Annotated in this window: 17 protein-coding genes; 6 read left to right on the top strand and 11 right to left on the bottom strand. The window is 58.5% G+C overall.

Annotated features, from left to right (window positions below):
• Nucleotides 1–52: 52 nt before the first annotated feature.
• The 5 genes from CLM58_RS11495 to CLM58_RS11475 form a co-directional block, all read right to left on the bottom strand.
• On the bottom strand, nucleotides 53–1,213 hold the full coding sequence (locus CLM58_RS11495) for an MFS transporter (RefSeq protein ID WP_095596061.1): 1,161 nt from the start codon (nucleotides 1,211–1,213) through the stop codon (nucleotides 53–55).
• A 39-nt stretch (nucleotides 1,214–1,252) separates the two neighbouring features.
• On the bottom strand, nucleotides 1,253–2,647 hold the full coding sequence (gene lpdA / locus CLM58_RS11490) for a dihydrolipoyl dehydrogenase (protein WP_095596060.1): 1,395 nt from the start codon (nucleotides 2,645–2,647) through the stop codon (nucleotides 1,253–1,255).
• A gap of 117 nt (nucleotides 2,648–2,764) precedes the next feature.
• On the bottom strand, nucleotides 2,765–3,334 hold the full coding sequence (locus CLM58_RS11485; RefSeq protein WP_095596059.1) for a DUF924 family protein: 570 nt from the start codon (nucleotides 3,332–3,334) through the stop codon (nucleotides 2,765–2,767).
• 124 nt (nucleotides 3,335–3,458) lie between these two features.
• Nucleotides 3,459–4,514, bottom strand: coding sequence for a tRNA preQ1(34) S-adenosylmethionine ribosyltransferase-isomerase QueA (gene queA / locus CLM58_RS11480; protein ID WP_095596058.1), 1,056 nt, complete (start codon nucleotides 4,512–4,514; stop codon nucleotides 3,459–3,461).
• Nucleotides 4,511–7,783 (bottom strand): YhdP family protein, encoded by a 3,273-nt coding sequence (locus tag CLM58_RS11475; RefSeq protein WP_158221900.1) that lies wholly within the window; start codon nucleotides 7,781–7,783, stop codon nucleotides 4,511–4,513. Before CLM58_RS11475 ends, queA begins: the two co-directional genes overlap by 4 nt.
• Before the next feature lie 108 nt (nucleotides 7,784–7,891).
• On the opposite strand from CLM58_RS11475, the gene CLM58_RS11470 reads away from it, so the two are divergent.
• The 4 genes from CLM58_RS11470 (at nucleotide 7,892) to CLM58_RS11455 (ending at nucleotide 11,109) form a co-directional block, all read left to right on the top strand.
• Nucleotides 7,892–8,353 (top strand): peroxiredoxin, encoded by a 462-nt coding sequence (locus CLM58_RS11470; protein WP_095596056.1) that lies wholly within the window; start codon nucleotides 7,892–7,894, stop codon nucleotides 8,351–8,353.
• A gap of 20 nt (nucleotides 8,354–8,373) precedes the next feature.
• Nucleotides 8,374–9,171 (top strand): ferritin-like domain-containing protein, encoded by a 798-nt coding sequence (locus tag CLM58_RS11465; RefSeq protein ID WP_095597074.1) that lies wholly within the window; start codon nucleotides 8,374–8,376, stop codon nucleotides 9,169–9,171.
• Nucleotides 9,172–9,308: 137 nt separating this feature from the next.
• Nucleotides 9,309–10,631 carry a M23 family metallopeptidase gene (locus tag CLM58_RS11460; protein WP_095596055.1) on the top strand — a complete coding sequence of 441 codons (1,323 nt, stop codon included), beginning with the start codon at nucleotides 9,309–9,311 and terminating at the stop codon, nucleotides 10,629–10,631.
• Nucleotides 10,621–11,109: a bactofilin family protein gene (locus CLM58_RS11455; protein ID WP_095596054.1), complete on the top strand. Its 489-nt coding sequence runs from the start codon at nucleotides 10,621–10,623 to the stop codon at nucleotides 11,107–11,109. Before CLM58_RS11460 ends, CLM58_RS11455 begins: the two co-directional genes overlap by 11 nt.
• A 63-nt stretch (nucleotides 11,110–11,172) precedes the next feature.
• On the opposite strand, the gene CLM58_RS11450 is transcribed toward CLM58_RS11455, so the two are convergent.
• The 4 genes from CLM58_RS11450 to CLM58_RS11435 all read right to left on the bottom strand — a co-directional run bounded on the left by CLM58_RS11450 (nucleotide 11,173) and on the right by CLM58_RS11435 (nucleotide 16,553).
• Nucleotides 11,173–11,883: a DUF5765 domain-containing protein gene (locus CLM58_RS11450; protein WP_095596053.1), complete on the bottom strand. Its 711-nt coding sequence runs from the start codon at nucleotides 11,881–11,883 to the stop codon at nucleotides 11,173–11,175.
• 51 nt (nucleotides 11,884–11,934) lie between these two features.
• Nucleotides 11,935–12,705, bottom strand: a complete 771-nt coding sequence (locus CLM58_RS11445; protein ID WP_095596052.1) for a DUF2189 domain-containing protein — start codon at nucleotides 12,703–12,705, stop codon at nucleotides 11,935–11,937.
• A gap of 77 nt (nucleotides 12,706–12,782) precedes the next feature.
• Entirely contained in the window at nucleotides 12,783–13,910 is a 1,128-nt protein-coding gene (gene prfB / locus CLM58_RS11440; RefSeq protein ID WP_095596051.1) for a peptide chain release factor 2, read from the bottom strand.
• 63 nt (nucleotides 13,911–13,973) lie between these two features.
• Nucleotides 13,974–16,553: a penicillin-binding protein 1A gene (locus CLM58_RS11435; RefSeq protein WP_095596050.1), complete on the bottom strand. Its 2,580-nt coding sequence runs from the start codon at nucleotides 16,551–16,553 to the stop codon at nucleotides 13,974–13,976.
• 153 nt (nucleotides 16,554–16,706) lie between these two features.
• Here CLM58_RS11435 and CLM58_RS11430 point away from each other — a divergent pair, with 153 nt between their 5' ends.
• On the top strand, nucleotides 16,707–17,309 hold the full coding sequence (locus CLM58_RS11430) for a class I SAM-dependent methyltransferase (RefSeq protein WP_095596049.1): 603 nt from the start codon (nucleotides 16,707–16,709) through the stop codon (nucleotides 17,307–17,309).
• Here CLM58_RS11430 and CLM58_RS11425 read toward each other — a convergent pair.
• Nucleotides 17,299–18,495 carry an N-acetylmuramoyl-L-alanine amidase gene (locus CLM58_RS11425; RefSeq protein WP_095596048.1) on the bottom strand — a complete coding sequence of 399 codons (1,197 nt, stop codon included), beginning with the start codon at nucleotides 18,493–18,495 and terminating at the stop codon, nucleotides 17,299–17,301. The two genes, CLM58_RS11430 and CLM58_RS11425, sit on opposite strands and share 11 nt — an antisense overlap.
• Nucleotides 18,496–18,498: 3 nt before the next feature.
• The gene (locus CLM58_RS11420) at nucleotides 18,499–19,647 is read right to left on the bottom strand and encodes a pyridoxal phosphate-dependent aminotransferase (protein WP_095597073.1); all 1,149 of its coding nucleotides are present in this window, start codon (nucleotides 19,645–19,647) and stop codon (nucleotides 18,499–18,501) included.
• A 22-nt stretch (nucleotides 19,648–19,669) separates the two neighbouring features.
• Here CLM58_RS11420 and CLM58_RS11415 point away from each other — a divergent pair, with 22 nt between their 5' ends.
• A complete protein-coding gene (locus CLM58_RS11415; RefSeq protein ID WP_229666112.1) occupies nucleotides 19,670–21,049 on the top strand; it encodes a M48 family metalloprotease in 1,380 nt (459 codons plus the stop codon).

Below are 21,049 nucleotides of genomic sequence, written 5' to 3'. Positions count from 1 at the left end.
CCAACTAAAAAATGAGAACAAATAGTGAATATGACGATTTGCTTAATGCGGGTCAGCGTGCCCGCAGCTTTGCCAAAACCACTTGCAACACAATCGCGATCGCGAAAATGGAGATCAAGCCATAGTAAACGGCCTCTGCGCCCCCGCCAGCAAGGATCAGGGCGAATATAGGGGTGCCGCACAGATTGCCAAGGTTCCCCATCTGCGCCAGCGCCCCGTTGGCCAAAGATTGCTGACCGGCGCCGTCATTCAGTTGCGGCACCATGGCAAACCCTGCCCCTTGAATGAGCCCCCAGAACACCGCCAAGCCGAAGAACGGCCCAACCGCCGATCCGGTGATCCACACCAATGCAACCGCCACTGCTGCCCCGGCGAACCCGATCATCAGCACCAGATGCGCCTGTAGACGTTGAAGCATGAAAACGCCAACGGTGAGTGAGGCCGCGATGCTGACCAGCGGCATCCAGATCACCAGAAAGCCGCCCCGACCCTCGCCAGCAAGTGACGGAAGCAATGTCAGCAAGGCCACGAAGGTGGGTGTATAGAACAGCCAGCCCAAGGCCGCAGAACTGGTGAAGGGCGAGCGATAGATCGCGATGTGTCTTCGGAGCATCTCACCAAGTTTAGGCAGCGCCGAGCGAGCGACCGTGCCTTTTGGCAAGACCAGCATCAGGATGGCGGCCATCGCGATACAGGCCAGCCCGTGCAGCAGATACAGGCGCCCGGGTCCATAGGCCTCGACCAGCGGGACCCCGCCCCAACCGAAAAGCGCATAGGCGACGCCGAAAAAACAGCTCCACAATGTCATGACAGCGGGATGGTGACGCGGGGCGGATACGTTGGCGATCAGGGTCGGCGCGGCCACCACGATGGCAAGGTGGGATATCCCTTCAAGCAGACGAGAGGTCAGAAACACGGGGAAAGCCGGAAGTGTCGATTGCACCAAAGACATCAGCGCCCCGATGGTCAGGCCAATCACCAAAACCTTGCGATAGCCCATGCCTGCGACCAACACGCCCGCGACGGCCCCAAGCAGGACCCCCAGAAAGGAAATCAGCGATACAGCCAGCCCCAACGACGCGCCAGCATCGGGGTAGATCTCGCCAAGATGTTGATAGGAAACACTAATCTTAGCAAATTGGGCCGCGGCGCAAAGGCCTGCGACCCAGATGGTCAGAACCGTAAGAGTATCGGTTTTAACTGTGTCAGACATTGGCGGGGCCTCTTCGTGCCCCGCAATGCCGGGGTCTTCTTACATATGGATGACGCGGTCGAAGGCGTCCAGAACGCTTTCGTGCATCATTTCCGACAAGGTCGGGTGCGGGAAGACGGTGTTCATCAGATCTTCCTCGGTGGTTTCCAGTTGGCGCCCAACGACGTAGCCCTGGATCATCTCGGTCACTTCGGCACCAACCATGTGGGCACCAAGTAGTTCACCAGTTTTGGCGTCAAAGACGGTTTTGATCATGCCTTCGGGTTCACCCAAGGCAATCGCTTTTCCGTTGCCGATGAAGGGGAAGCGACCAACTTTGATGTCGTAGCCCAGTTCCTTGGCCTTCGCCTCGGTGTAACCGACGCTAGCGACCTGCGGGTGGCAGTAGGTGCAGCCGGCGATGCTTTCGGGCTTAACCGGGTGGGCGTGTTTGCCGGCGATCAGGTCAGCGACCATGACACCTTCATGCGAGGCTTTGTGGGCCAGCCACGGTGCGCCTGCGATGTCGCCGATGGCATAGAGGCCATCAACACCGGTGCGGCAGAATTCGTCAGTGATAACGTGGGTGCGGTCGATCTTGACGCCCAGCTCCTCCAGACCCAGACCTTCGACGTTGCCAACGATGCCCACGGCCGAGATCACGGTGTCAAACTCTTGCTTCTCGACCTTGCCGCCCACTTCAATGTGCGCGGTGACCTTGCCCTTGGCGCGATCCAGCTGCTTGACCATGGCTTTTTCCATGATCTTCATGCCTTGTTTGACGAAGGCTTTCTTGGCGAAGGCGCTAATTTCGGCGTCTTCCACCGGCAGAACGCGGTCCATTACCTCGACCACGGTCGTGTCGGCGCCAAGCGTGTTGTAGAAGCTGGCGAATTCGATGCCGATGGCGCCAGACCCGATAACCAGAAGTTTCTTCGGCATGCGTGGCGGCTGCAGAGCGTGTTTGTAAGTCCAAACCAGATCGCCGTCGGCTTCCAGACCCGGCAGTTCCCGAGCACGCGCGCCGGTGGCCAGAACGATATTCTTGGCGGTTAGTTCTTCGGTGCCTTTGTCGGTCTTGACGCTGACCTTGCCCTTCGCAGGGATGGTCGCTTCGCCCATGACAACGGTGATCTTGTTTTTCTTCAGCAGGTGGCCAATGCCGCCAGACAGCTGGCCCGCAACACCACGAGAACGTTTGACGACGGCGTCCAGATCATAGCCGATCCCGTCGGCTTTCAGGCCGAATTCTTTTGCACGATGCATCAGGTGGAAGACCTCGGACGAGCGCAGCAACGCTTTGGTCGGGATGCACCCCCAGTTCAGACAGATCCCACCAAGGTGTTCACGTTCGACCACAGCGGTTTTCAGCCCCAGTTGCGCCGCACGGATCGCAGCCACATAGCCGCCCGGTCCTGCGCCAATCACAACAACATCGTAAGAATTGCCAGCCATTTATCGTCCTCCGTCCGAAATTAGTTTGGCATTAAACTATATTTCGATTTGCATCAACGCTTGGTTCAATCCTAAACCGGTTTTCGGGCGCAATCCCGAAATGCTTGCTGCGCATAGCTATGCCGCTGCCTGTAATTCACGAACGATCGCGCCGTAGCCTCCTTGATTTATAAACGCCAACTCTTCTTCAGAGCTATTTCTGGACAAAGCCTCATTTCTGTAAGGAAACCGCCCGAACTTGCGAATGATCTCTCGATGGGCCCGTGCGTGCAGCACGCTGCTATCAGCGGACATGCCAAGCATCATAAGGCGCACGCAGCGATCCTGATCTGTCAGGCATTCCGAATGCATCATCGGCAGATAGAAGAACTGCCGTTCCGGTTCCGCGACACGCATGTCAAAGTCCTGATCGACGGCCTGCTTCGCTGCGGCACGTGCGAGGCGGTCGGTGGAAAACGCCCGGGGATCATTTCGGAACATGTTTCTTGGAAATTGGTCCGTGACGATCAAATAGGCCAAGATCCCTTCTGCGGATGCCAGCCATCCATGCAGCTTGCCGTCTCTGGCGCATTCCCAGACGTCCATGAAACGATCGCGAATTGTCTGATCAAGTTCGTCGGATTGCTCGTACCAACCTTTGGGTCCGACGTCCTTTACCCAAAAGTCGATTACCTCTTGCGGGTCCATAGCTTGGGCCTCCGTTTTACGGGGCCAATCGCGGCTTCTGGGCGCGTGGCCCTTTTTCTGCTCTGTAAGCTTACCTTCACGCAGAAAAGTGGGTCACGTCCAGCATTTTTTGTAGGAAAAGCACCTAGTTGGCGGGAATTAGAAGCGAGGAATCCCCGTAGCTGAAGAACCGATAGCCGTCAGCGATGGCATGCGCGTAGATTTCCTTGACCTCGTCCACCCCCATCAGGGCCGAGACCAGCATCATCAAGGTGGACTTCGGAAGATGAAAATTGGTCATCAATCCATCGGTGACGCGGAACTGATAGCCCGGGCGGATGAAGATATCCGTTTCACCCTGCCATGGCTTCATCGGGCCCGAGGGCTCTGCGGCGCTTTCAATCAGACGCAGGGCCGTGGTGCCGACGGGAATGACGCGCCCGCCTTCAGCCCGGGTCTGGTTGATCTGGTCGGCCGCCTCGGCCGTGACCTGCCCCCATTCGGCATGCATCTTGTGCTTGGTCACATCGTCGACCTTGACCGGCAGGAAGGTGCCTGCGCCTACATGCAGCGTGACCTCGGTAAAGGTGACCCCCATATCAGCGAGCGTTTCCAGAAGCGCGCGGTCGAAGTGCAGCGACGCGGTCGGTGCGGCCACTGCCCCGGAATGACGAGCGAAAACGGTCTGGTAGTCCGTCTTGTCCCGAGCATCTGCTGCACGCTTGGCGGCGATATAGGGCGGCAGCGGCATGGCGCCCACCTCTGCCAAGGCCGCGTCGAAATCGTCGCCTGCCAGATTGAAGGTCAAGCGCAGCTCTCCTTCTTCCTTGGCGGTGACGGTGGCTGACAAGTCGTCAGAGAAGGTTACCACCTCACCCTCGCGCAGTTTGCGCAGCGGTTTGGCCAGCGCTTTCCAGCTGCCATCGGCCTGAGGCTCTAACAAAGTGATCTCGACCTTGGCCGAAACCTGACCCTCGGGGGTTTCACGCAGTCGGTGACCAAACAGGCGCGCAGGAATGACCTTGGTATTGTTCAGGATCAGTCGGTCACCCGGTCGCAGGATCTGCGGCAGATCAAAGACGTTCCGATCCACAATGGAACCGCTTTCGGCGTGCAAAAGCCGGGCCGAGGTACGCGGGTTCGCGGGCCGGGTGGCGATCAGCTCTTCCGGCAGGTCAAAATCGAAATCGGACAGTTTCATTGGGCAACCTGTGGCGGTGGGCGGCGGAAGAGTTCTCGGAACATGCCCGGGGTCAGGATCGACAGTGGGTTGACCGAGATTTTCGGATCGGCGGGATCGCCCTTCATGCGATAGTTGAAGCCAAACAGCCCCTCGCCCCGGCGGAAGATGCTGCCGACGGCATTGAACATGTAAATCGGCGAGATCACGCCCTGAATATCCATACGCTTGTTGCCCATATCAAAGACACCGGCGGCCGAGATCCCAAGAGACGGTCCGGTCGCCGCGGCTGATGTGATCTGCAACGCATTGGGGGTCAAGAGGAAGTCGACATTCAAATCCGCAAAGGACAGGCCCTCACCGTCCAACATTTCCAGAAGGCCCACGATCGACAGCGCGCTAAGCAGTTCAGCAAGCGCCGAGGCGTCCTTGACCCGGATCGGGCCGTCCACGGACATATTGCCATTGTAGAACCCATCTTCGGGCAAGGGGTTCAGGATCAGGTCCATCTCCCCGCCATTCGCGTTTTGCAGAACACCTGCTGCACGCATCACTTCGCCAGCGTTGTCCGAACGCACGCGGATCGCGCTGCCATTTTGCGCCGGGATCAGGGCCGCACGGATCGGGGCGGCTCCGTTCACCAGGCCGGAAAACTGTCCACTCATCCGGGACTGGGGCACCAATTCCCCGCGGACCGCGCCAAGGTATAGCCCATCGGAAATCTGCAGGCGGTCAAGGGCCACATCAATCGGTTCTCCGCCGGACCCACCCCCTGCCCCATTGCTTTTGGGAAGGTTACGCAAGTCGACCAGACCGCCGGTGATAGACACCGCCGGGCTGCCCCCTGCGCCACGGCCACGAAGCGTGACCGGTGCATCCAGCCAACCGCCAAGCCGGACCCGGTCAAGCTTGACGGTATCCAGCGTTCCATCTTCATTTAGGTTTACAGAGCCTTCCAGCTTCAGGCCCGAGGCGTCCAGTCTTAACCGATCGACCTGAGCGGGTTGTCCCAGCGTACCAGCGACCTCAAGCGAGCCGGTCGCGGCGGCAGGGCTGGACCAGTTCAGCTGTGGCAGGCGCAGAGCAAGCCCATCAAGGTCAGAGGTCATCTGAAAACTGGCAGGCGCGCCCTTGGGCAGGTTCAATTCCAGCAACCCCACACCGCGGCCAGAGACGCTGCCTTCTGGCAGAGCGATATTGAACGTCTTTAAAGCCTCGGGCGTGATGCTGACCCGCCCTGACAACTGGCTGCCCCCATCGCGATCTGGTCCAATCGTTTGGCCCCATGCCGCGCGCAACCCAACGCCATCAATGGTCCCAAGACCAGATATCTCTATCCGGTCATTATTCGCCGTAAGGTCCAGTCGTTCGGCCTGCAGCCGACGCCCTTTGACCAGCTTATCCGTATCGACGGAAAGAAGGGTTCCCTTGGTTTCGAATTTAATATCTTCAGTTTGCACGCCCTTCCTGAGGATCATGTCGATTTGAGTTTCGGATACCGCACTCCCCTGCGCCAAATCGACAGGCAGATTGGCTTTCTGCATTATATTGAGCGGTCGCTGATCCAGCAGCGAAAGTGTCGCTGACAACGGCCCCTCACTTCGTACGTTAATCTGTGTAGGAGGGTGTTTTTGCCGAATGTCCTTGATCTGAAAAACCGTTCCCGCGGCGCTAAGATCACCGCCAATGGGTGGCGTCACGGTTGCCTCGTCCACCACCAGCGTGAACTTATTGTCATTGATAGAGGCATAGCCGGACCCGTCCCTGGCGCGCGGCATATACTTCATGAACCGCACATCCGCGTCCGAAAAATCGAAGGTCAAAGAGATCACTGGCTCTTTGTCGGGAACCAGCCGAAGTGCCGCGTTCACATCCGAGAACGAGCCGCCAAAGATGTTGGTCTCTAGCCATTCACGTGTCCTTGGCACAGCGTTAAGCGGCCAGAAGGCCAGCACGCGGTCCCGGTCGGTCTGTTCGACTTGAGCATCTACAGCGACGCGCCAGCCATCGGGACGCGCCTCGACCTCTCCGGAGGCGTGATAGGCTTCACCAGTGGGGCCGACCAAGGCCAGCTGTCCCAAATGCACCTTGAACGGATCAAGATCGATCTTCAGGTCCATGGCTCCTTTGTCGAATACCACCGGGGTTTCGAACACGCCTTCTGGGTCCAGCGCGATCCGACTAAAGCCCGTTTGCAGGACAAGAGAGGTTGGCCAGCCGTCTACAAGGCCTCCAAGAAACCCCTGCCCTTCGGCGCGTAACTGCAACCCCTCTGTGTCGACCTCTAGAGAGCTAAGTTGGAACCGCTTCTCCAGCGGGTCATAGCTGAAAAAGCTGCGGCCACGCTCGAACTGGATCGGCGGGACACTTTCCAGCGGACGTAAGGCGCCGCGATCAATTTCCAAAGCGGCGTTCAGCGGGGTCAGATTGCCCTCTTCATCGACCCCGGTGCGCATCGCGCCCGAGATCGGCGCATCAATCACTGACAGAAACGCAAGGGCCGCTGATTGGGCTGCCAGATCAACCGAGGGCACATCACTGAAACTGACCGACAGCCGCGAGGCCAGCGACCCCTTCATTGTGCCAAAACTCATCGCGACTTCGGCGGGGACACTCATCCCATTCAGAACCGAGAAGAAGACCTGCAGCGACAGATCTTTCTCGGTCTGCTCCAAGGTCATCAGCCCGTCGTCCACCAGCCACGACCGACCGCTGCGATCATCTGTGTACCAAAGGCTAAGCTGTTCGACCGCGATGCTTTCCACGGCGGTCAACAAGGGGCCAGCAAAGACGGCGTCGATCTGGTCCAACACCTCGACAAGGGTGGCCCCTCGTCCAACGCTTTGGCGGGCTTCGCCGAACACGATGGCCAATTGTCCGTTAAAGTCGCGACGCAATACCGCCTGTGCGTCCTGAATGGCCACATGACGCAATATCGGCGCATCCGTGAACAGGCTGCGCCCCCGTAGCGTGGCCGTCACCTGACGTAACGAGGCCACCTGCTGATCGGCCGCATCATAGAAATCGACACCGTTTAGCAAAACGCGGGGTTCGCCCGTTCGGGTCAGGAAGACGGCTGTCTGGGCAAGGTTGACCCGCAGCGGCGCGATACGCTCGTTCAACCGGTCCTCGACCCAATCGGTGACGCGCCACGGCATCGCCACCATCCGGCCAGTGAACGACAAGTATATGGCACCGACAATAACCGCCAAGACCAACAACAGGCTTACACCCCACTCAAAGCGGTGCAATCGGGTCTTGCGTTTGGACTCTTCCTGAGTGTCGTTCATCTTGTTGCCCATTGCTGGGGTGCTCTTGCCTCTGCCGAAGCTGGCGTTATCTTCCCGCCGAAGGAACAGCAAGTCCAGACTGTTCCGCAATTTCTTGGAGGAAGCCCAATGCCCGACATCGGCGAAAAAGCACCTAATTTCACCCTGCCACAGGATGGAGGCGACCCTGTTAGCCTGTCCGATCTGGCGGGCGCGCCGGTGGTCCTGTTCTTTTATCCGCGCGACAACACCCCCGGCTGCACCAACGAGGCGATTGCCTTCACCGGCCTTCTGCCAGAGTTCGAAAAGGCCGGGGCGAAGGTTTTCGGCATCTCTAAGGACTCAATCAAAAAGCACGAGAACTTCCGCGCCAAGCACGGGCTAGAGGTCGCGCTTTTGTCGGATGCCGACAGCACTATGTGTGAAGACTATGGCGTCTGGGTAGAGAAAAGCATGTATGGCAAGACCCACCTTGGCATCGAACGCTCGACCTTTTTGGTCGCTGCTGATGGAACCATCGCCAAGGTCTGGCGCAAGGTGAAGGTACCCGGCCACGCCGAGGAAGTTCTGGAAGCGGTACAGTCCCTGTGAGCGAGAAGACCCTGACGCAAATGGCGGTCGAGGTTCTATCGACCGCCGATGGCCGCGAAAAAACCGCCCTGTCCCACAAATACGCCGCCGAATGGTTTGCTGCGCGCAAGGCTGGCAACATGCTGCCTGTGGGAACTGCCACGCCACCCGACTTCCCTGCCCGGCCCGAAAAGCCCGAATTGCTGGATCCCCGCGATGTGCCGCGCCGCAAGCCGGGGTCCGAAAAGGGCCGTCTGGCCATTCTTCACGCCGTTGCGCATATCGAACTGAACGCCGTTGACCTGCATTGGGACATCATCGCACGCTTTGGCCATGTACCGATGCCCCCCGGCTTTTACGACGACTGGGTCAAATCAGCGGACGAGGAATCCAAGCATTTCAACCTTGTTTGCGACTGTCTGGAAGGTCTAGGCAGCTTTTATGGCGACCTGCCAGCGCACGCAGGCATGTGGCGCGCCGCCGAGGACACGGCGGATGATCTTATGGGCCGCCTTGCTGTTGTTCCCATGGTGCTAGAGGCGCGCGGACTGGACGTGACCCCCAACATGATCACCCTGTTCGAAAAGGCCAAGCTGGACAGCGTGGTCGATGCGCTGAAAGTGATCTATGCCGAAGAAGTCGGCCATGTCGCCTATGGGTCGAAATGGTTTCACTTCCTCTGCGGGCGGGACAATCATGACCCTAAGGACGCGTTTCACGAGTTGGTGCGCAAGTACTTCCCCGGCTCTCTGAAGCCGCCCTTCAACGAGGAAAAACGGGCCGAGGCCGGGTTGCCGCCGGACTTCTATTGGCCGCTTTCTGACCAGCCTAAGGGCTAGTCAGGGCCACTCGGCACGAATCCGCGAAGGATATACTATTTGTTCATATTTCTTGCGTGAGCGCCTCAGTCTGAGTAATCAGTTCGGGACCGTGCGGTGGGAGGCGCGGTCACGATGGGGAAAGGTTACAAAAAAACGTGCCAAAACGTATTGCTGACCGTCTAAACAACAGTCTTGAACGCTTGCTGCCAGAACAGCGGCTATTTTTGCGCACCGACACGGAAACGCGCTTTGTCCGACTTCGGCCACTGACCCAGCTTATTGCTTTGGGCGGAAGCACTGTCGTCGTGGCGTTTGCGATCTTGTCGGCTGCCGTGATGCTGATGGAATCCATCGGCGCCGGGAACCTGCGTGAACGCACGCAGCAAGAGCAAGCCATCTATCAACAGCGCCTTGACGCGCTGGCCAGTGATCGCGATCTGCGCCAGCAAGAGGCGCAAGCCGCGCAAGAACGTTTCAACGTCGCGCTGGCCGAAGTTTCGAAGATGCAATCCGAGCTTCTGGCGCTAGAGGAACAGCGCCGCGAGTTGGAATCCGGTCTTGAAGCCATGCGCCTGTCACTTAGCGCCGCGATTGCAGATCGGGATACGGCGCGCGCCGAAACCAAAGCGATCCGCGCCAAGCTGGACAATCTGGAATCGGCAGACGGCCAAGCCGTCGCTCAGGCAGAGCAGCTGTCGAACACACTTCAATTCATTTCGGGCGCCCTGCAGCAAACCGCTGCCGAGCGCGACCTGATTGCGACCGATGCCGCTTTGGCAATGGAACGGGCCGACGCACTGGAACTGGACCGCAGGCTGACAGAAGAGCGCACGGGCCGTATCTTTGAACAGTTGGAAGACGCGCTGACCGTCTCGGTCGAGCCGCTGGACAAGATGTTCGAGAAAGCAGGCCTTTCGACCGAGAACCTTCTGAACCAGGTCCGCAGCGGCTATAGCGGCGTGGGCGGCCCCCTGACCCCAATCACGGTCTCCACGAAAGGTGGCATTGAAAGCGCTGAACAGATCCGCGCCAATGCGATCCTGACAAACCTTGATCGGCTGAACATGTATCGCATCGCCGCCGAGAAGACGCCCTTTGCCGTACCGGTCAAATCGGCCTTCCGTTTCACCAGCGGTTATGGTCCGCGTTGGGGACGGATGCACAAAGGTACCGACTTCGCCGCCTCTTATGGCACTCCGATCCATTCCACCGCTGATGGCGTTGTGATTCATGCCGGATGGTCCTCGGGGTACGGTCGGTTGGTAAAGATTCAGCACGAGTTCGGTATCGAAACGCGCTATGCGCATATGTCGAAAATTCACGTCAAAGTCGGACAAAGAGTTTCACGCGGAGACCGAATTGGTGCTATGGGAAATTCTGGGCGTTCTACCGGCACGCATTTGCACTATGAAGTGCGTGTGGATGGGAAGGCCGTAAATCCGATGAACTACATCAAGGCAGCCAGAGATGTTTTCTAAGAGTAAAATCAACGAGCCGGGCCCCAAAAAGGCCGGTGAACCCGAAGCAAACAAAGCACCGGAAAAAGCAACTATGAACAAACCCGCACCCGCAGCGCCCGCAGCACCCAAAGCCAAACCCCCGGCATCTGTGCTGTCTTCTGACCTGACTATCACCGGCAACCTGAAGACTACCGGTGACATCCAAGTTGAAGGCGTTGTCGAAGGTGACATCCGCGCGCACCTGCTGACCGTTGGCGAAGGCGCCACTGTCAAAGGCGAAGTTGTTGCGGACGACGTGGTTGTGAATGGCCGCGTTATCGGTCGTGTACGTGGCTTGAAAGTACGCCTGACATCGACCGCGAAAGTCGAAGGCGACATCATCCACAAAACGATCGCCATCGAAAGCGGCGCGCATTTCGAAGGTTCGGTTCAGCGTCAGGACGACCCGCTTAGCAACGGTGGCGCCAAGCCGGCCGTAGCTGCCGCTAAAGCCTGATCAGCTTCTACACAAAAAATTATCTGAAAGGGCACCGTTCGCGGTGCCCTTTTGGTTTTCGGCTTAAACAGTCCGTCCCTGAAAAACTTTTTGCCTGAAGATCGAGCTTGTTCCCCCAAGCACAATCCCGATTGAGAAAAGGCACCAAATCGCTGGCATCTCAAACGGATTGTCGGTCAGGATCATCGCAAGCAATGGTCCGACAGCGGCGTGAAATACAACGAACCGCCAAGCCCCGTAGAAAAGCGGCAAAACGAACACCGCGAGCAAGTAGTCCGGGAACTGGATAACCTTGGACACAGGTCCGATCAATGCACCCCATAAATCGTTCAGCGGCACCTGCCAACCCAAATGCCAGTTGCCAGCGACTGTACAGAACTGGCGGGCGCACAAAACCTGTCCTTCTTTACACGGACCCCAAAAGTCCAACGGAACCAGACGCAACAGTAGGAAAGCAGAGGCTAAAGCCGACAGCAGGTATACTCGACGGCGCATAGCCTGTGACACGCCAATCGGCGTGATCGCCATTGCAAAAGCGTTGATGAAAATCGGCTGTAACGCAATGTGAAGATAAGACAGTAAGGTGACGGTCTGGTTTCCCACTGCCCCACATTCGTTCAACACCTGATAGCCCGCCGCTTGAAGCGCCTCCATAAAGGTAAAATAACCCAGTGCTGCAGGTATGGCACGCGGTTCTCCTCGGCGGAGGGCCACGACTGTCGCCACGGTGCCGATACCGACCATCGCAAGGGATGCTCCTTCGCTCCAGCACATCTTGACGACCTCCTATCTCACCCGAGTTATGACGACTGCCCCTGTAGAAGATTATTTCAGGGCGCGTCGGTACATATGCCAGCTGGCATGTCCCAGAACCGGCAGGCTAAGAAACAAGCCTAAGAATATCGGGATCATCGAAATCAGAACGCATCCTGCAATCACGACGGCCCAGACAAACATGATCGGGAAATTCCCTTTGACCACTTTGATACTGGTCAGCATGGCGGTGACGAAGTCGATCTCTCGGTCCAGCGCCAGAGGCAGGCTGACAACGGCAATACAGAACATGAAAAGCGCGAAGGCAAAGCCGACGATAGCCTCGACCCCAAGCATGGTCAGGCCATTCGTGGTCAGGAACGCCTCATAGGAAGACGAGATATTGGTGATCGCAGACAGCCCCATGAAAAGGGCAAAGATCATATGAGCCAGAAAGGTCCAGAACAGGAAAGCGATGACGATGATCGCACCGATCCATGGGACCTGCCGCTTACGCTCTGCCAATACGACCCCTAGGACACTGCGCCAGTCCAATGGCTGCCCTGCCTCCAGCCTGCGGCTGACCTCGTACAGGCCGACGGCAGCGAAGGGCGCAATCAGCGGAAACCCAAGACTAAGCACCAAGGTCCAAGTCATGGTGCCGGCGCCAAGGGCCACCAAGCCAATTCCGCCCAGCACATAGACCATGCTGAAGAACGCACCAAACTGGGGCGCGGCCCGAAAGTCGCGCAAGCCCAGGGCCAAAACGTCCCGAATGTCTTTCATATTGATACGCGCGACCTGTGGCACAGATTGCCCAGGCTGCGTCGAGGTATCACTCATGCGGCTCCTCCCAAAACCGCGCGTTTCCACACACGATCAGAGCAGCCAAAGATACATCATGTCAATGGTTTAGCCGGTCAGTCTTCCGCTTGCGCATCCGCACGCGACTTGCCCGCCACGTCTTGCGCCAGAGTTGCGGCCATGAACTTGTCCAGATCGCCGTCCAGCACACCCGAGGTGTCCGAAGTCTCGACATTTGTCCGAAGGTCTTTCACCATCTGGTAGGGCTGCAGAACATAAGACCGGATCTGGTTACCCCAGCCCGCGTCACCCTTGTTTTCATGCGCCTCGTTGATCGCGGCATTACGGCGATCCAGCTCCAGCTGGTACAGGCGCGACTTCAGGGCCTTCATGGCGATGTCACGGTTCTGGTGCTGCGACTTCTCAGAGCTGGTCACAACAATGCCCGTCGGGGCGTGGGTGATCCGCACCGCCGAGTCGGTGGTGTTCACGTGCTGACCGCCAGCACCGGACGACCGGTAGGTGTCGATGCGGATGTCAGCAGGGTTCACTTCGATCTCGATATTGTCGTCGACAACCGGGTACACCCAGACAGAGCTGAACGAGGTATGGCGGCGCGCCGAACTGTCATAGGGAGAGATGCGCACCAGACGATGAACACCGCTTTCCGACTTCAGCCAGCCATAGGCATTGTGACCCGAAATCTTGTAGCAGGCCGACTTGATGCCTGCCTCTTCGCCCGCGGTTTCCGACTGCAGCTCGACCTCATAGCCCTTCTTCTCGGCCCAACGGACATACATCCGCGCCAACATCGAGGCCCAGTCGCAGCTTTCGGTGCCGCCCGCGCCTGAGTTGATTTCCAAGAAGGTATCGTTGCTGTCGGCCTCGCCGTTCAGCAGCGCTTCCAGTTCTTTGGCCGCTGCACGTTCCTGCAGGGCCTTAATCGCGTCTTCGGCTTCTTTAACGACCTCTTGGTCGTCTTCCATTTCGCCAAGTTCGATCAGCTCGATATTGTCTTCCAGCTCTTGCTTGATCGACTTGTAGGTGTCGATTGCATCCACCAGCGCCTGACGTTCGCGCATCAGCTTCTGTGCCTTGGCCGGGTCGTTCCACAGGTCGGGGTCTTCCGACATCGCGTTGAACTCTTCCAGTCGATGCTCTGCGGTTTCCCAATCCATACGCTGCGCCAGCAGGTCCAGCGACTTTCGAACAGCTTCAGAGATATTTTGGATTTCGGCGCGCATGGGGCACTCTTGCTTTGATTTGTGGTTCTGCGTGGATAGCGGCTTGGGCCGGGACGGGCAAGCTTAGTAAAGCCCGCCTGCCGACAAGGTTCCGAAGCTGGCGTTGGGCTGCGGGAGGTTCTCTTGCCCCTCGACCGGCTTGCCCTCGGCGTCGACCTCAGGGCCGCGACCAACAGAGCCCAGTTCTTCCGGGGTAAAGAGCGGCAGGTTCGAGCCCATGGCAAAGCCGCCGTCGATTAGGGCGCTCATGCCAAAGATAGGCTCTTCCCCACCTCGGAAATACTCTGCCACCACGTCCGGGCCACTTGCGTCAGGCGATAGGCGCTCCCCCGAGAAACGGTCGATCTTGATGAAATGACCGCCCGGAGGCACTTCGAACGGGCCACCACCGTATTTCTCGGTCGCTTTCTGCATGAAGTCGTTGAAGACAGGCGCGCACATACGGCCACCCCCTGCCCCGCGTCCAAGCGGCTTGGGAATGTCATAGCCCATGTAGCAGCCTGCTACGATGTTCGAAGTAAACCCGACGAACCAGACGTCACGCGCATCATTGGTGGTACCGGTCTTGCCAGCCGTCGGCACACCAAGCTTGACCCGGCCTGCGGCTGTCCCACGCTCTACCACGCCCTTCATCATCGAGGTCAGCTGATAGGCAGTGATCGCGTTCATCACGCGCGTGCGGTTGCTGTCGATCCACGGGGCCTGACCGTCGCGCAGATCGGGTTCGTCGCAGTTGACGCACTTGCGTTGGTCGTGGCGATAAATTGTGTTGCCATAGCGGTCCTGAACACGGTCGACCAGAGTTGGCTCTACCCGCTCGCCGCCGTTTGCAAACATCGCATAGGCCGAGACCATACGGTAAAGCGACGTGACTTCGGACCCAAGAGAGTTCGCCAGATAGCGACCCATCCGATCGTACACGCCAAAGCGTTCCGCGTAACCCGCAACAGTGTCCATCCCGATTTCCTGTGCCAAACGGACAGTCATCAGGTTGCGCGAATATTCGATCCCGGTACGAAGTGGCGCAGGGCCGTAGAACTTGTTCGACGCATTCTTGGGTCGCCAAATGTCACCGGACCCGTCGTCGATTTCGATCGGCGCGTCGATGATAACAGTCGCTGGTGTGAAGCCACTGTCCAAAGCGGCGGCATAGACAAAGGGTTTGAAACTAGAGCCCGGCTGACGCTCTGCCTGGGTCGCGCGATTGAAGACCGAGTGCTGATACGAGAACCCGCCCTGCATCGCCAAAACACGTCCGGTGTTCACGTCCATCGCGACGAAGCCGCCTTGAATTTCGGGAATCTGGCGCAGCGACCAACGATCAAACGCACCGTCCTTGTCTTTTAGCGCTGTGACATACACGACCTCGCCGACTGCCAGCAGGTCACCTGCGACTTTGGCTTTACGACCCAACTCTCCGTTTTCAAGTTGCTTGCGGGCCCATGTCACATCCTTGGGGGAAATCCAGTGGCCGTCTTCGTCGTTCTCTACATTTTCGATGCCGATCCGAGCGCTGTTTTGGCCAACTTCCAGAACAACAGCCGGGCGCCATTCCTGAATGTCGCGCGGCGTGTCGACGGCGGCCAGAGCGGCACGCCACGCCTCTTCGTCACCTAGTTGATCGGCGGGGATGGTCAGGCCGGTGGGGCGCCAGACGCCCTGCTCTCGGTCATATTCTTCCAGCCCTTTACGCAGAGCCATCGCGGCCTCGACCTGCAATTCCGGGTCTACGGTCGCACGGATGGTCAGGCCGCCTTCGAAGAACTGGCTTTCGCCAAAGTCCTGGCTTAGCTGTCGGCGGATTTCATCGGTAAAGTAATCGCGCGTCGGCAGGCTGTCACGGAACGGTGGGAAGTCCCCCGTCTGCACAGTGACAATGGGTTCGGCTCTGGCCGCTTCATAGGCCTCTTCTGTGACATAGCCATTCTCTTTCATCTCGCGCAGAACGAAGTTCCGGCGATCGAACGCTTTCTGATATTCGCTCTCACGATCGGGGCGATAGCTGTAGGGCGCTTTCGGATGAACCGCGAGGAATGCGGCCTCGTGCAATTCCAGCTGATCCAGCGTTTTGTTGAAATAGCTCTGGGCCGCTGCGCGAACACCGAAGCTGCGGACACCAAGGTCGATGTCGTTCAGATAAATCTCTAGCACCTTTTCGCGACCAAGCGAGGTTACCATCCGGCTCGCCAGAATGATCTCTTTGATCTTCCGCTCTGCCGTGCGTTCGCTGCCAAGGAACGAGATCTTCGCCACCTGCTGCGGAATGGTCGAGGCGCCGCGAAGGCTTTGCCCGCGGGTCTTCACCGCCTGAATGAAGGCCGCCCCCATGCCGCGTACGTCATAGCCTTGGTGGGAATAGAAGTTCTTGTCCTCGGCCGAGATAAACGCGTGTTTCACAACGTCGGGAATTTCGTCGATGGGGGCGAACAGGCGACGCTCTGTCGCGAATTCGTCCATCAAACGGCCCTCGCCCGAATAGATTCGGCTGATGGTTTTCGGGGCGTAGTTCACCAGTTCATCGTGGTTTGGCAGGTCTCGGCTGTAGAACCAAAAGATGCCGCCCACGATTAAAGCGCCCATCACCATTCCGATGGTGATGAAGGAAAACAGCGTTCCAAAGAAGGAAAAAATGAACCTAAGCACAAGTACCTCGAGTGATATGCCGCGCCTATATAAGGCCTGCCCTTCGAAGGGTCAAAAGAACTCCGCATAGGGTTCGGCCATTTCATGCCAGTTTTACCCGCATCCCAACAGATGGGGTTGCGAGACCCGCTTCACAAGCGTAGCGCCTAGGCCATGCACGCGAAAAATGTCCTGAAAACCTACGAGTCGGTCGCCGCGACTTTTGATCGAGAACGCGACAAATCCCTGTTCGAACGGCGCTGGTTGGACCGCGCACTGAACCACGCGACAGGACGGCGCGTTCTGGACCTTGGTTGCGGCTCTGGCCGACCAATTGCGCAATACATGTCAGAACGCCGAGCGACTGTGACAGGCGTTGATGGCGCCCCCGCGATGATCGAGTTGTTCCAGAAGAACCTGCCAAAGGCAGAGGCGATCGTGGCCGATATGCGCACGCTCGACCTTGGGAAAAAATTCGATATCATATTGGCGTGGAACAGTTTTTTCCATCTGTCGCCGGATGATCAAAGGGGGATGTTTCCGGTTTTCGCAGCCCATGCCGCGCCGGGAGCTGTTCTTCTGTTCACCAGCGGCCCCGCGGCCGGAGAGCCCATCGGACAGGTCGGTGGCCAGCCGATCTATCATTCCAGCTTCGATCCGCCCGAATACCGCACACTCCTGGACGACAACGGTTTTGAAGAAATCGCCTTTGTGCCAGAGGACCCCGATTGCCAGATGCATTCGGTCTGGATGTGCCGTAAACGACCTAGCGCCTAAGCTTGACGGCTTCCGCAGCGTCATCCTTAGCCCAAGCCTGAAGCGCTTTCAAAATCCCCTGCTGAGCGCGCCCTTGCCAAACGGGATCAGTTAAGCGCTCCAGATCATTTGGGTTGGACAGAAAGCCAAGTTCCAACAGAACCGAGGGCACCTCTGCCGCCTTCAAAACCGAAAAACTCGCCTCGGACCGAGGACGCGAATGCAGGTCCCCAACCGTGGCTTGAAGGCCCCCAATAATCGCGTCGGCCAGCGCGCGTGATCGGGGCAAAGTGTTATGACGCGCCAGATCGACCAGCACATCGGCAACGGCATCGTCTTGCGCCGTCAGGTCCACACCTGACAACATCGCGGCCCGCTCTTGTCGCCGGATCAGCAACTTCGACAACCTGTCGCTGGCCTCTTCCGAGATGGTGTATGCCTTCGACCCTGACGCGCTTTCATCATCTGCCGCATCGGCGTGCAGCGACAGCATCAGGTCTGCCTGCGCTTGTTGCGCCAGCGCGACTCGGCGCTCTAGTGAAACGTAGTAGTCACCGTCTCGCGTCAGAAAGGCCTCCATCCCGGCCTCTTGCAGAAGACGCTGTAGGTCTTTCGCAAACCCAAGGATCAACTGCGCCTCAGTCAAGTCTCCGGCTAAAGCACCCGGATCAATACCCCCGTGCCCGGGGTCCAGCATGACGCGAAGCGGGCGTGAGCCATCCTGCCGAGACAGCGTTTGGGATGGAATCGGCGCCGCGTTTACCTTTGATTGATCCGCTTGCCGCAAAGCGCGCTCTGCCAGTTCCGCTTCCGAGGACGGGCGTAACGCGACAACCACCCGCAAAGCCTCTGAGGGTAGCGCAGTGCGGACAGCCTCGACCACAAAGGGCCGATCGAATTGCAGCACCAGCCGTGATGTTTTCGGGTCCACCAACCCGGCAGCCCCATCCACCACATGATCAGAGCGCGACAGATCAAGGAGCTGCAGCCCACTCAGATCCGTCGATTGCAACTCCACCGCCAACCGAGGTGGCTTTTGCAGGTGGATCACGCGGAATGGCACTGGCCGTGACAGGGTCAGAGTGATTTCGACCTGCCCTTTCTGGTCGATGATCTTAGACAGGGCAGGATTAAGACGGGCCAAATCCTGCGCCACGGCGACTGGCGCTAAGAGCAACCATATCAGGGAAAGCAAAAGCCACCGCATGGATCAGGCAAATCCTCGTGACGACATGAAACGCTTCAAGCGGCGTAGCCCTTCCTCGATCTCCTCGGTGGCGCGGGCATAGCAGAACCGCAGGGTCCCTGCCCCGCGGTCGGGATCAAAGTCCAGCCCCGGTGTAACGGCGACACCGGCTTCATCCAGAATTTCAGCAGCAAAGCTCAGGCTGTCGTCGGTCAAGTCAGACACATCGGCATAGATATAAAAGGCCCCGTCCGGCGGAGCGATTTTGTGGAACCCTGCCTTGGGCAGACCTTCCATCATCAATGCACGGTTTTGGCGATAGACTTGCAGGTTCGCCTGCATCTCGTCTTCACAATCAAGCGCGTGCAGAGCGGCGACCTGGGCCGCGTGCGGGGCGCAGACAAACAGGTTCTGCGCCAGCCGTTCGATGGTCCGCACGTGATCGGGCGGCACCACCATCCAGCCGACGCGCCAACCCGTCATCGAGAAATACTTCGAGAACGAGTTGATCACATAGACATCATCGGAAACCTCAAGCGCGGTTACCGCTTTCTTCTCATATTCGATGCCGTGGTAAATCTCGTCCGAGATAAAGGCCGTCCCTTGATCAGCGCAGGCATTGATCAAGGCGGCCAGTTCGTCATGCCCCAGCATTGTCCCCGACGGATTCGCGGGTGAGGCCACCATCAGACCGGCAAGATCGGCCGGCAGTTCTGATGGAACGGGCTGGAAACGGTTCGCCGCCTGCGTTTCGATCATGACAGGGTCAATATCCAACGCCTTGGCGATCTGCCGATAAGACGGATAGCCCGGCGCGCCGATGCCAAGACGTTCACCGTCGTCAAAAAGCGCGGTAAAGGCCAGAATGAACGCGCCCGACGACCCAGAGGTGACAATAACGCGCTCTGGGTCCAGATCGACGCCATACCAATCCTTGTAAAGCCGCGCGATCCGCTCTCGTAATTCGGGGATGCCAAGCGACACGGTGTAACCCAAAGAGCTTTGGTTCAGCTCTTCCGCCAGTTTCGCGCGCGCACCGGCGGGGGCTGGTGTGCTGGGTTGGCCCACTTCCATGTGGATGATGTGCTGTCCGTCGGCTTCTTTCCGCGCAGCGGCGGCCACGATGTCCATCACGATAAAGGGATCAACCAAACCGCGCCTTGAATTCCGCATCCCGCTCTCCATAGTCTTGGGCATGACTGCTTTGTTTCAGCGCCTGCGCGCGCCGTCAATGGCCGCGGGACGTGCGTTTTTCGCGCGCGTGCTATTACTTGCTTTGCTTGCGCTGACTTTCGCAGCCCCGGCCAAAGCGCAAACCCTGATCCGTGATGCCGAGATCGAATACTCTCTTCGCCAGCTGATGCGCCCGATCGCGGCAGCGGCGGGGCTGAACGCAAATTCGCTGCGCGTGGTGATTGTCAAAGACAACAGCCTGAACGCCTTCGTGGCGGACAACGAATCCATCTTCCTGCACAGCGGGCTGATCCTGAAGCTGGACAGCGCTGCAGAGATGCAAGCCGTGCTGTCGCATGAGATTGCCCATATCGCCAATGGCCATATTGCCAGACGCCAAGTGAACGCGAAAACCGCAGGTAACGCGGCCAAGATCGGTACGCTTTTGGGCATGGCTCTGGCAGCTTCGGGCAATGGCGCGGCCGGATCTGGGATCGCGGCAGGTTCGGCGTCGTCTTCTCAGCGGGTGTTCTTTGGCCACACCCGGGCCGAGGAATCCGCCGCTGACCAGTCCGGAGCACGCTATATGGCACGTGCCGGGGTCTCTCCGCAGGCCATGGCAGATGTGCTGGATATCTTCCGTGGCCAAGAAGCCCTGATCGGAGGGCGACAGGACCCTTATGTTCGCACCCACCCGCTTAGCGCAGAGCGTTTGCGGCGGGTGAAAGGCTATGCCGCCGCCTATCCGGTGGACGGGGCCGATACGTCCACTGCCGACTATTGGTTCGCACGAGCACGCGGAAAGCTTGGCGCGTTCCTGCAAAACCCATCGTTCACGCTGCGCAAGGTTGGAAAGAAAGACCAAAGCGACGTGGCCCTGATGCGGCGGGCGGTCGCCTATCACCGCAAGCCAGACGCCAAGAATGCACTGCGCGAGATCAATGCCCTGATGGCGAAACGGCCCAAGGACCCATTCGCGCACGAGTTGAAAGGTCAGATACTGCTTGAATCCCGCCAGTTCGGGGCGGCGGTCAACGCCTATGCCAACGCGGTGAATCTGTCCCCCAACCACCCCCTGATCCTTGGCGGATATGGTCGGGCGCTGCTGGCGCTTAAGACGGCGGATGGCAACAAACGTGCGCTTTCGGCTCTGCAAAAGGCCCGATCTCGCGACTTTTTGAACCCCGGTTTGCTGCGTGACTTGGCCGTGGCCTATGCCCGTTCTGGGCAAAATGGTCAGGCTTCACTGGCAACCGCAGAGCGTTATGCCATCACGGGACGCTTGAAGGACGCGGCGGTGCATGCGAAACGTGCATCTGACCTGCTTCCCAACGGCTCTCCGGGCTGGCGGCGAGCACAAGATATATTGGCGGCGGCAAAGACCGCCGGAACAAGGAGGTAA

The sequence above is a fragment of the Actibacterium pelagium genome (genome assembly GCF_002285415.1).
Taxonomy (GTDB): Bacteria; Pseudomonadota; Alphaproteobacteria; order Rhodobacterales; family Rhodobacteraceae; genus Actibacterium_B; species Actibacterium_B pelagium.
This window is presented reverse-complemented; position numbering and strand designations above follow the sequence as displayed.